This window comes from Sessilibacter sp. MAH1 (genome assembly GCF_054658315.1).
Genome location: NZ_BAAGIC010000015.1, coordinates 120,085 through 131,031 on the forward strand (window position 1 = coordinate 120,085; position 10,947 = coordinate 131,031).

The 10,947-nt window shown below is 42.7% G+C and carries 9 protein-coding genes; all 9 read left to right on the top strand.

Annotated features, from left to right (window positions below; translation table 11 throughout):
* The first annotated feature begins 7 nt into the window (after nucleotides 1–7).
* The 9 genes from murD (at nucleotide 8) to lpxC (ending at nucleotide 10,572) form a co-directional block, all read left to right on the top strand.
* Nucleotides 8–1,390: a UDP-N-acetylmuramoyl-L-alanine--D-glutamate ligase gene (gene murD, locus ACYQ28_RS14895; protein WP_460051211.1), complete on the top strand. Its 1,383-nt coding sequence runs from the start codon at nucleotides 8–10 to the stop codon at nucleotides 1,388–1,390.
* Nucleotides 1,383–2,561 carry a putative lipid II flippase FtsW gene (gene ftsW / locus ACYQ28_RS14900; protein ID WP_460051209.1) on the top strand — a complete coding sequence of 393 codons (1,179 nt, stop codon included), beginning with the start codon at nucleotides 1,383–1,385 and terminating at the stop codon, nucleotides 2,559–2,561. Before murD ends, ftsW begins: the two co-directional genes overlap by 8 nt.
* Nucleotides 2,561–3,667, top strand: a complete 1,107-nt coding sequence (gene murG, locus ACYQ28_RS14905; RefSeq protein WP_460051207.1) for an undecaprenyldiphospho-muramoylpentapeptide beta-N-acetylglucosaminyltransferase — start codon at nucleotides 2,561–2,563, stop codon at nucleotides 3,665–3,667. The genes ftsW and murG overlap by 1 nt, the downstream gene beginning before the upstream one ends.
* Entirely contained in the window at nucleotides 3,667–5,097 is a 1,431-nt protein-coding gene (gene murC, locus ACYQ28_RS14910; RefSeq protein ID WP_460051205.1) for a UDP-N-acetylmuramate--L-alanine ligase, read from the top strand. The genes murG and murC overlap by 1 nt, the downstream gene beginning before the upstream one ends.
* A 13-nt stretch (nucleotides 5,098–5,110) precedes the next feature.
* Nucleotides 5,111–6,034, top strand: coding sequence for a D-alanine--D-alanine ligase (locus ACYQ28_RS14915; RefSeq protein ID WP_460051203.1), 924 nt, complete (start codon nucleotides 5,111–5,113; stop codon nucleotides 6,032–6,034).
* Nucleotides 6,035–6,040: 6 nt separating this feature from the next.
* A complete protein-coding gene (locus ACYQ28_RS14920; protein WP_460051201.1) occupies nucleotides 6,041–6,901 on the top strand; it encodes a cell division protein FtsQ/DivIB in 861 nt (286 codons plus the stop codon).
* A gap of 45 nt (nucleotides 6,902–6,946) precedes the next feature.
* Entirely contained in the window at nucleotides 6,947–8,179 is a 1,233-nt protein-coding gene (ftsA, locus tag ACYQ28_RS14925) for a cell division protein FtsA (protein WP_460051199.1), read from the top strand.
* A gap of 74 nt (nucleotides 8,180–8,253) precedes the next feature.
* Complete coding sequence (gene ftsZ / locus ACYQ28_RS14930; protein ID WP_460051197.1) at nucleotides 8,254–9,462, top strand: cell division protein FtsZ; 1,209 nt, start codon at nucleotides 8,254–8,256, stop codon at nucleotides 9,460–9,462.
* A 195-nt stretch (nucleotides 9,463–9,657) separates the two neighbouring features.
* Nucleotides 9,658–10,572 (top strand): UDP-3-O-acyl-N-acetylglucosamine deacetylase, encoded by a 915-nt coding sequence (gene lpxC / locus ACYQ28_RS14935; RefSeq protein WP_460051195.1) that lies wholly within the window; start codon nucleotides 9,658–9,660, stop codon nucleotides 10,570–10,572.
* Nucleotides 10,573–10,947 lie beyond the last annotated feature (375 nt).

Genomic DNA, 10,947 nt, shown 5'->3' on the forward strand with positions numbered 1-10,947 from the left:
AATTATCATGACTATGATTGCGACCAATAAATTAACAGCGATCGTTGGGCTTGGCTCAACGGGGTTGTCTGTTGCTCGCTTTTTGAAAAGTCGTGGTGAACGATTTGTAATTTTTGATACGCGCGAAACTCCACCCGGAATTAACGAGTTTTTGGCTGAGTTTGTTGATCACAAGCCGGTACTTGGGAACATAAAATCAAAAGATTTTATTGATTTTGCCCAGCTTATTGTCAGTCCAGGAATTTCTATTGCTGATCCGATGTTTGATGATGCTCGTCAACACGGAGTCGATATTATTGGTGATATCGACTTATTTGCGCGTCATGCAAATGCTCCGATAGTTGCAATTACGGGTTCCAATGGAAAAACCACTGTTACTACACTGGTTGGTGAAATGGCAACCGCTGGTGGACTAAAAGTTCATGTTGGCGGCAACATCGGTATTCCCGCTCTAGATTTATTAAGTAAAGAAAAACCTGACTTCTATATTTTAGAGTTGTCGAGTTTTCAGCTTGAAACCACAAAAATTTTAAACGCTCATGCGGCAGCGGTTTTAAATGTGAGTCGTGATCATCTAGATCGCTACGATAATTTTATGGGTTATCACGCAGCCAAAATGAGAATTTATTTTGGTGCTAAAAATCGCGTTGTTAATCGTGAAGATGTTTTAACCCAAGGCCCCATAACAGAGGGCGTTAAGCAGTACAGTTTTGGCTTAAATAAGCCGGATTTTAATCAGTTTGGAATTTCTGAGTCACAAGGTGAGAGATTTTTAAGTGAGGGCTCACATTTTTGGTTAAATACCAAAGCACTTAAAATTGCTGGTTTACATAATGCTGCAAATGCCCTCGCAGCTATGGCGCTCGTAAAAACTATGGGTGTGTTAAATGAACAATCCATGGAAGCTTTGAAAAGCTTTACGGGTCTTGATCATCGTTGCCAAGTCGTAAAAGAAGTTGCCGGTGTTAAATACATTAATGATTCGAAAGCGACTAATGTTGGCGCGACTCTGGCTGCCGTAAAAGGGTTACTGCCCGAACTTTCAAATGAATCTAAGTTGATTGTCATTCTTGGTGGCCAAGGTAAAGGCGCTGATTTTAAAGAGTTGCTGCCAATTGTTATTCCTCAAGTGAAGGCATTTATTTTAATTGGCGAAGACGCTGACAAAATTTCGGCGGCCCTGCGTTTGGGTTATTCATCCGATCAAGATTTTTCTCAATCGGTTACCAAACAAGATTCGCTAGAAAGTGCAGTGATTTACGCATCAAAAATAGCAAAGACAGGTGATTGTGTTTTGTTGTCACCGGCTTGCGCCAGCTTTGACATGTTCTCGGGCTATCACCATCGAGGCCAAGTGTTTGCCACTGCGGTGGAGGCCCTCGATGATTAATGCCTTGTCAGTTGGTAAAAATAAACTCCAAATAGAGAATCCTCTACAAGGTTTATTTGCTGATAAACAACTACTGATTTTGACTGCAATTCTCGTCAGTATTGGAATTATTATGGTTGCATCCGCGTCCATAAGTTTTGCCAACGAAAATTATGGCGACCCTTGGTATTTCTCACGGCGTCACATTATTTTCACTGGATTAGGGGCTTTTGCCTGTTTGGTGGTTGCTCTCATTCCTTTAAAGCTATGGCGAGATTTTGGCTGGCTTATGCTGATTGTTGGAATTGCGTTGCTAGTGTTGGTGTTGTTGATCGGAGTCGAGATTAATCATGGACGACGATGGTTAAGACTTGGCTCGATCAATATTCAAGCATCTGAACTGGCTAAGTTTTGTTGTTTGATTTTCTTCGCTAGCTATTTTTCTAAGTGGCAAGAAAGTATCAAAGCAAATTGGGCAGCGATATTTAAACCGCTCGCCGTATTAGCAGTAATTTCAGCATTAATTTTGGCTGAGCCCGACTTGGGTACTACAGCTGTTTTGGTAATGGCCATCATGGCGATGATGTTTATTGCAGGAATTCGCCTGTGGCAGTGCTTTTTGATGTCGTTTATTGCGTTGGGTGCGTTTGCTTTATTGGTTTGGCAAACACCGTGGCGATTAGAGCGAATCAAAACATTTTTAGATCCTTGGGCCGATCAGTTTTCGAGTGGTTACCAGTTGTCGCAATCTTTAATTGGTTTTGGTCGCGGTGAGTGGTTTGGTTTGGGACTTGGCAATAGTATCCAGAAATTGTTTTTTTTGCCTGAAGCCCATACGGATTTTATCTTTTCCATAATCGCCGAAGAATTTGGTTTTGTTGGCGCTATTTTGGTTATTTTAGTTTTTGCTGCACTGGTGGCTAAAGCCTTTATGTTGGCGAAAGAAGCCATCAATCAAGACGCCGATTTTGCTTGTTTTATTGCTTACGGCGTTGGCGTGATGATCGCTTGCCAAGCATTTATTAATATTGGCGTAGCCGCTGGTTTTTTGCCCACCAAAGGATTGACACTTCCTTTTATTAGCTACGGCGGCAGTAGTTTGGTAGCGAGCATGATGCAAATTGGCTTGTTGCTTCGTGTGCAAAAAGAATTAAAGCAACCGCCGAAAACTCTTGCTGAGGTTCAAGCGTGATGAATAGTAATAACAATCACGCCGTAATTATGGCCGGTGGCACGGGCGGGCATATTTATCCTGCGTTAGCCGTTGCGAGAGAATTAATTGCCAGAGGTTGTTCGGTAACTTGGTTAGGTACTGAGCGCGGATTGGAATCGTCTTTAGTTCCTAAAGCTGGCATTGAGATCGATTACATAAAAATAGAAGGCGTACGTGGCAAAGGTTTGAAGAGTTTACTCAAAGCGCCTTTGTTAATTTTACAAGCCGTTTTACAAGCAAAGAAAATTTTGGCAAAGCGACACGCGAATATTGTTTTAGGTTTTGGAGGATTTGCCGCAGGCCCAGGTGGTGTGGCGGCAAAATTATCCGGGATTCCATTAATTATTCACGAACAAAATGCCGTCGCTGGAACAACCAATAAGTTGTTGTCGCGAATTGCCAATAAAGTATTTACCGCTTTTCCGGGAGTATTCGCAAAAGCAAGTGTTGTTGGCAATCCAGTACGTGCTGAGATTTGCCAGGTTGATGATCCAAAACATCGCTGGGGAGCTTACCCGCCGGAAGAATTTCACTTGTTAATTCTTGGTGGCAGTTTAGGCGCGACAGCGTTAAATGAACAAACCGCCCAAGCTTTGGCGATTTTGACTGAACAAGACCCAAGCTTCTGTAAAAAGATTCGAGTTTTGCATCAGTGCGGTGGTAAAAATTTCGACGAGACGGTAAAAGCCTACGAAAAAGTCAATCTTTCGTTGGGCGAAAGTATTCAGGTACAACCTTATATTGACGATATGCCGCAGGCCTATGCTTGGGCACATTTTATTATTTGTCGTTCGGGCGCATTAACTGTTTCGGAATTAGCCGCTGCTGGTTGTGCTGCTTTGATGGTGCCATTTCCTCATGCGATAGATGATCATCAAACTCAGAATGCAAAATGGTTGGTAGATGCGGGCGCTGGAAAATTGTGTCAGCAAAAAGATTTAAACCCAGAACGATTTGCGCAAGAAATTAAGTCTGCATTTAGCGACTTTAAACAATTATTAGAAATGGCTAACCGTGCGCGACAACTCGCACAGGTTGATGCAGCCGAAACTTTAGCGGTTGCAAGTTTAGAGGAAGCTCGATAATGCCGGCAGGAAACTCCACCTTAATTAATCAGGTACCAGAAATGCGCCGTATTCGACGTATTCATTTTATTGGTATCGGTGGTGCGGGCATGTGTGGTATTGCCGAAGTACTATTGAATCAAGGTTATCAGATAACGGGCTCTGATTTAAAAGCGTCTGATGTAACTCAGCGATTATCCGATTTGGGCGCAAAAATATTTATCGGGCATCACGGTGCTAATGTGGTTGGTGCCGACGTTGTTGTTAATTCCACGGCGATTGATTCATCCAACCCAGAATTAATCAGCGCCCGAGAATACCGCATTCCTGTGGTTAGACGTGCTGAAATGTTGGGCGAATTAATGCGCTATCGCCATGGTATTGCTGTGGCGGGAACTCATGGAAAAACAACCACTACCAGTTTTGTCGCGTCTATATTCGCTGCCGCAGAACGCGACCCCACATTCGTTATTGGTGGATTATTAAATAGCGCAGGTACTAACGCCCAATTAGGTCAGAGCCGCTACTTAATTGCAGAGGCAGACGAAAGTGACGCGTCATTTTTACACTTGCAACCGATGGTTGCGGTTGTAACCAATATCGACGCCGATCACATGGATACTTACGAAGGTGATTTTTCTCGTCTAAAAAAGACCTTTGTGGAGTTTTTACACAATTTACCGTTTTACGGTTTAGCGGTTTTGTGCGGTGACGATGACGTTGTCAGCGAAATAATTCCAGATGTTGCAAGACCAGTATTGACCTATGGCTTAAATGCAAACTGTGATTTTCGAGCTATCGATATTCAGCAAGAAGCGATGACAACGCGGTTTAAGGTAGAAATTCCTGATCGTAACGAACCGTTAGAAATATTTTTGAATATGCCTGGCAAACACAATGTGTTGAATGCTTTAGCTGCAATTGCGGTTGCTGTAGATGAAGGCATTAGTGATGAAGCTATTCAAAAAGGATTATCGGGATTTTCCGGTGTTGGTCGTCGCTTCCAAGTTTTCGGCGAGCTAGAGATCAACGAAGGGAGTGCGATGTTGGTGGACGATTATGGTCATCACCCTCGTGAAGTACAGGCGACTATTGATGCCGTTCGTTCAGGTTGGCCAGAGCGTCGATTAGTAATGATTTATCAGCCACATCGTTACACCCGTACGCGCGATTTATTCGAGGATTTTGTAGAAGTTCTTTCTACGGTAGATGTGTTGATTTTGTTAGAAGTGTACAGCGCCGGAGAAGAAGCTATTACCGGAGCCGATGGACGACATTTAAGCCGCAGTATTCGACTTCGCGGTCAGGTAGACCCTATTTTTGTAAAAAGTATTGAAGGTGTTCCAGAAGTTATCAGAGAAATTGTTCAACCCGGAGATATTGTAATTACTCAGGGTGCAGGAAATGTTGGAACACTGGCTAAAGAATTAGTGAAGCGCAAGCTGAAGTAGGCGTTTGAAATTTATGTCTGTTGAACTGCAAAATAAATTTGGTCGCGTTGGTGTTTTGTACGGCGGTATGTCTGCTGAAAGAGAAGTTTCTCTTGAAAGCGGACAGGCCGTTTATAAAGCATTACAAGGTTTAGGATTAGATGTTGTCGCGATCGATGTGCAAGAAAAAGCCGTAGAAAATATTATGGTTGCGGCGATGGATCGAGCTTTTATTGCACTACATGGTAAAGGTGGCGAAGACGGAACCATTCAAGGTTTGCTGGAGTTTTTAAATATTCCCTACACCGGTAGCGGTGTACAAGCGTCTGCTCTTGCGATGGATAAATTGAAATGCAAACACATTTGGCGATCGCTAGCGTTACCAACTCCTATTTTTGTCGAATTAAATGAGAATAGCGATTGGCAGGTAACCATGGAGGCGTTAAACGGCGCAGCCATGGTTAAACCGGCTCACGAAGGCTCTAGCATCGGAATGTCATTGGTACATTCGGCGGAAGAATTAAAAAACGCCTATGAGTTGGCAAGCAAATTCGATTCTAAAGTATTTGCTGAGCAATTAATCGTTGGTGCGGAATATACGGTTGCTATCTTATCGGGTCAGAGTTTGCCGGCAATTAAACTTGAGACAGACAATGTATTTTACGACTACGACGCAAAGTACATTTCGGAAGATACGCGATATTTAATTCCATGCGGTTTGTCTGATGAGAAACAGTCTGAGTTATCACAGCTGAGCGTTAAAGCTTTTGAAAGTATTGACGGTAAAGGTTGGGGCCGAGTTGATTTTATGGCCGATGACAAAGGTAATTTTTATTTGTTAGAAGTCAATACAGTTCCCGGTATGACCAGCCACAGTTTAGTGCCAATGGCTGCTCGCGCTTCAGGAAAAGATTTTGGACAATTGTGTCTTGCTATTCTCGAAGAAACATTGAGGTAAAAACGAGTGACGACTGCAGTTCTGGATAGAACGTCACAAACACATTTTAAGCGTGAAAGCTCTCGTGTAAAAAATAAAACTGGAGCAACGCGAAAGAAACGTCGTTCTACAAGTAATGGCGAAAGCTCTTTTAGTGGAGCTGTATTGTTAGCATGGATCATTCGCTTTTGCGTGTTTTCTATGCTTATAGTTGGTGCGATATTTATTGGTGTTTTTATACGCGAAAAGGTCACGGAAATTACAGATAGATCGGTGACAGCGGTTTTAATCGATGGTGAATTAAAACAGGTATCCGTCGCGGATTTAGAGCGTTTAGTTGCGCCATTGGTTGATGAAAGTTTTTTAAGCTTGGACTTGAATGCCCTTAAAAAACAACTAGAGCAAGACCCTTGGATTGCGCAGGTAACACTGTCTAGGCAATGGCCGGATAAGCTTCGTGTTGCTGTTGTTGAAGAAACCGCAATCGCGCGCTGGGGAGACACTGGTTTTTTAAACCCAGCAGGTGAGAAAATTATTATTGGTGATAACTCCGCGTTGAGTAATTTACCTCGTTTAAGTGGACCTACAGACTCGGAAATAAAAGTCGCTGAGGCGTTTATGAGCTTCAGTAAAATATTGTCCAATGAAGGTTTGCATCCAACTCAGCTTGAGTTAACCATTGACCACAGTTGGCAAATGATTTTAAGCAATGGTCTTAAAATTAAATTAGGGAAAAAAAATCTGGAATCTCGACTTGAAAGACTAATTGCTGTCTACCAAGCTGATTTAAACGATAAAGTAGAAAATATAAACACCATCGATTTACGTTATACCAACGGTATCGCGGTTAGTTGGAATGAAAAGCGAGATAATTCTCTCGAACGCTAGTAGTTTCTTGTTTAGAAAAATTATTTACACAAAGGTTTATTAAAGATGGCGCAAGCCCACGACAACCGAATGATTGTTGGTCTCGATATTGGCACCTCGAAAGTGGTGGCAATCGTGGGTGAAGTATCGCCTGATGGTGACCTAGAAATTATAGGTATCGGCTCTCACAGATCTAACGGATTGAAAAAAGGCGTTGTAGTTAATATTGAGTCTACAGTGCAATCAATTCAGCGTGCTATTGAAGAAGCTGAATTAATGGCGGGTTGCCAAATACATTCCGTATACGCAGGTATTGCTGGCAGTCACATTAATAGCTTGAATTCACACGGCATTGTTGCCATTAAAGATCGTGAAGTTTTAGACCAAGATTTGGAACGTGTTATCGATGCAGCTCAGGCTGTGGCAATTCCAGCGGATCAAAAAATCCTGCACATACTGCCGCAGGAATATTTAATCGACGATCAAGAAGGTGTTAAAGAACCTTTAGGTATGTCGGGAGTTCGACTCGAAGCAAAAGTACACTTAGTAACCTGTGCAGTAAACGCGGCACAGAATATAGAAAAATGTATTCGTCGCTGCGGATTAGAAGTCGAAGATATTATTTTAGAGCAGCTTGCATCCAGCTATTCGGTATTAACTGAAGACGAAAAAGAGCTTGGTGTGTGTTTGGTTGATATTGGTGGCGGCACTACAGATATCGCAGTATTTAGTGAAGGTGCAATTCGTCATACCGGTGTTATCCCTATTGCTGGTGATCAGGTAACTAACGATATTGCGATGGCGTTACGCACTCCAACACCTCACGCTGAAGAAATTAAAATTAAATACGCTTGCGCGCTCGCTAAACTCACAGGCGATGATGAAAGCATAAAGGTACCAAGTGTTGGCGATCGCAAACCTCGTGATTTATCTCGTCAGGCTTTAGCCGAGGTTGTTGAGCCTCGCTACGATGAATTATTTACCTTGGTGCAAGCGGAGCTGCGACGCAGTGGTTATGAAGATTTAGTAGCGGCGGGAATCGTTTTGACCGGAGGTACTGCCAAAATGGAAGGTGCTGTGGAATTAGCCGAAGAAATTTTCCATATGCCTGTACGTTTAGGTGCACCACAAAATATTCGCGGTTTAACGGATATTGTTGATAACCCAATTTATTCCACCGGTGTTGGACTTTTATTGTACGGATTAAAAGCTCAAGCCAGTGGCGGAGAGCGCGTTGCGGAAAAAAATTCCAATAATTTATGGGGCAGAATTAAAAAGTGGTTTGATTCAAATATGTAAGTACCGAATTTGTTTTTGAAAAAGTTCATCAGGGCAAAGCAAAAAAATTTAATTAAAATTAGAGAGGGGACGTTATGTTTGAGCTGGTTGACAGCATTCCTCAGAATGCAGTGATTAAAGTGATTGGAGTTGGTGGCGGTGGCGGTAATGCCGTCAAGCACATGATTCAAAGCGATATTGAAGGCGTAGAATTTATTTGTGCAAACACCGACGCTCAAGCACTTAAAAATGTTGACACTAAAACAGTCTTACAGCTAGGTCAGGGTATGACCAAAGGTCTTGGCGCTGGTGCGAATCCAGATGTGGGTCGCCAAGCTGCAATGGAAGATCGTGATCGAATTGCTGAAGTGTTAAATGGTGCCGACATGGTATTCATCACCGCTGGCATGGGCGGTGGTACTGGTACCGGTGGTGCTCCAGTGGTAGCAGAAATTGCTCGCGAAATGGGAATTTTAACGGTTGCGGTTGTGACCAAGCCTTTCCCATTTGAAGGTAAAAAGCGCATGAAAATAGCCGAGCTAGGTATTGCCGAGCTTGAAGAACGAGTGGATTCGCTGATTACCATTCCAAATGAAAAATTATTGTCTGTGTTGGGTAGTTCAACGTCTTTGTTAGACGCTTTCAAAGCAGCTAACGATGTTTTATTAGGTGCTGTGCAAGGTATCGCAGATTTGATTATTCGTCCTGGAATGATCAACGTCGATTTTGCAGACGTTCGCACGGTAATGTCTGAAATGGGTATGGCAATGATGGGTACCGGTTTTGCGAAAGGTGAAAACCGTGCTCGTGAAGCCGCCGAAGCTGCTATCCGTAGTCCTTTATTGGATGACATTAATCTTGAAGGCGCCCGCGGTATCTTGGTTAACATCACCGCAGGTATGGATTTATCCTTGGGTGAATTCTCCGAAGTGGGTGACACCATTGAAGAGTTTGCATCTGGTGATGCAACTGTGGTTGTTGGAACTGTGATCGATCCAGATATGTCTGGTGAGCTTCGCGTTACTGTTGTGGCAACTGGTTTGACGAATATTTCTGAGGTCGCTGCCGCGAAACCTGCGCAAGTAAGCAAAGTTATTGATAACTCTATTGCAAATACTTTAGCGAAACCCGATTACAACAGCTTAGATCGTCCTACTGTTATGCGTAAGCAACAGTCAACTCGTGTTTCTGCGGGCAACGGTCAGTCGGCAATGGGTGCAGCGGTTCAGAAACCAAAACCAATGGATGACAAAGATCTCGAATATCTTGATATTCCAGCATTTTTACGTCGCCAAGCAGATTAAAACTCGCTTGATTTGACAGGGAAGGCGTATTTCTGCCCAACTTATCCGAACTAAGCAATTTATATTCGGTCTGTTGGGCTGGCATTCAGGTGTTTGTTGTCACTATAACAACTCTGGTAACATTGCCGTCAATTTTTACTTAGTACCAAAATTACAATCATGGTTTTGGTACGCTATTGGAGTTTCGTCTTCTCGATGATCAAACAGCGAACTTTAAAAAACGCAATTCGCGCAACAGGTGTTGGTTTACACACCGGTGAAAAAGTCTATTTAACACTTAAGCCTGCTCCTGTTGATACGGGGATTATTTTCCGTAGAACAGACATAGAGCCAAATGTTGATATATTGGCAAATGCAGAGAACGTAGGCGACACGACCCTCTCTACCACCCTGATGAAAGGTGATGTTCGTGTTTCTACAGTTGAGCATTTATTGTCTGCGATGGCAGGCTTAGGTGTAGACAACGCAATTGTGGAAGTGAGTTCGTCAGAAGTTCCTATTATGGACGGTAGCGCTGGCCCGTTTGTATTTTTAATCCAGTCGGCTGGTATACAAGAACAGCCTGCGGCGAAAAAATTCATTCGTATCAAGCGCAAAGTCTCGATATCTGAAGGCGACAAGGTTGCGGAGTTTTTGCCATTTGATGGCTTCAAAGTATCTTTTAGTATCGACTTCGATCATCCGGTCTTTAAAGATCGCGTTGCGCGAGCAGAGGTTGACTTCTCTAGTACCTCATTCGTTAAAGAAGTTAGCCGGGCTAGAACCTTTGGCTTTACTCGAGACTTTGAATACCTTCGCTCTAAAGGTTTGGCCAAAGGTGGTAGTGTAGATAACGCCATCGTTGTTGATCAGTACCGAATTCTTAACGAAGACGGTTTGCGTTACGAAGATGAATTCGTAAAACATAAAATATTAGACGCCATTGGTGACTTGTATTTGTTGGGTAACAGTTTAATTGGTGAATTCCGAGCTCATAAATCGGGTCATGCTTTAAACAATAAGTTACTTCGCGAATTGTTAAAGCAGGAAAACGCTTGGGAAGTTGTTACGTTCGAAGAAGAGCAAAGCGCTCCAATTTCGTACATTAAGCCTATCATGGCTGCTTCTTAACGGATTTTTTTGAAATTGGGGTAGGTTGATCATCACTACCCCATTTAATGGAATACATTCAGCTAATTCACTTCAGATAATTTCTCCACCAGAGTGCACTCTCTAGGTTTTTCAGTTGCACGCTCCAATGGTTTTCTCAGGTTCAGCCATATATTAGGCGTTGAGAATGATAACCTTGTCACAAATAAAAACATTGCTACACGATATCTCTTAAACTCTTGAGATTTCTTTAGAGATTTGAATCTGTATTGACCATAATTTCATGTCATAGATAAATTTTGCTGGAAATTTATTCACGCTTGGTTTCGGATAATAAGTGCAATTTTCTTGAAAAGAGGCCAGCTGGTATAGTCGGCCATTTTTCTCGCCAAAGGA

What these genes read in the sequence shown, in the direction of transcription:
- murD (WP_460051211.1), top strand. Translation starts at nt 8, where the DNA reads ATGACTATGATTGCGACCAATAAATTAACAGCGATCGTTGGGCTTGGC.
- ftsW (WP_460051209.1), top strand. Translation starts at nt 1,383, where the DNA reads ATGATTAATGCCTTGTCAGTTGGTAAAAATAAACTCCAAATAGAGAAT.
- murG (WP_460051207.1), top strand. Translation starts at nt 2,561, where the DNA reads ATGAATAGTAATAACAATCACGCCGTAATTATGGCCGGTGGCACGGGC.
- murC (WP_460051205.1), top strand. Translation starts at nt 3,667, where the DNA reads ATGCCGGCAGGAAACTCCACCTTAATTAATCAGGTACCAGAAATGCGC.
- ACYQ28_RS14915 (WP_460051203.1), top strand. Translation starts at nt 5,111, where the DNA reads ATGTCTGTTGAACTGCAAAATAAATTTGGTCGCGTTGGTGTTTTGTAC.
- ftsA (WP_460051199.1), top strand. Translation starts at nt 6,947, where the DNA reads ATGGCGCAAGCCCACGACAACCGAATGATTGTTGGTCTCGATATTGGC.
- ftsZ (WP_460051197.1), top strand. Translation starts at nt 8,254, where the DNA reads ATGTTTGAGCTGGTTGACAGCATTCCTCAGAATGCAGTGATTAAAGTG.
- lpxC (WP_460051195.1), top strand. Translation starts at nt 9,658, where the DNA reads ATGATCAAACAGCGAACTTTAAAAAACGCAATTCGCGCAACAGGTGTT.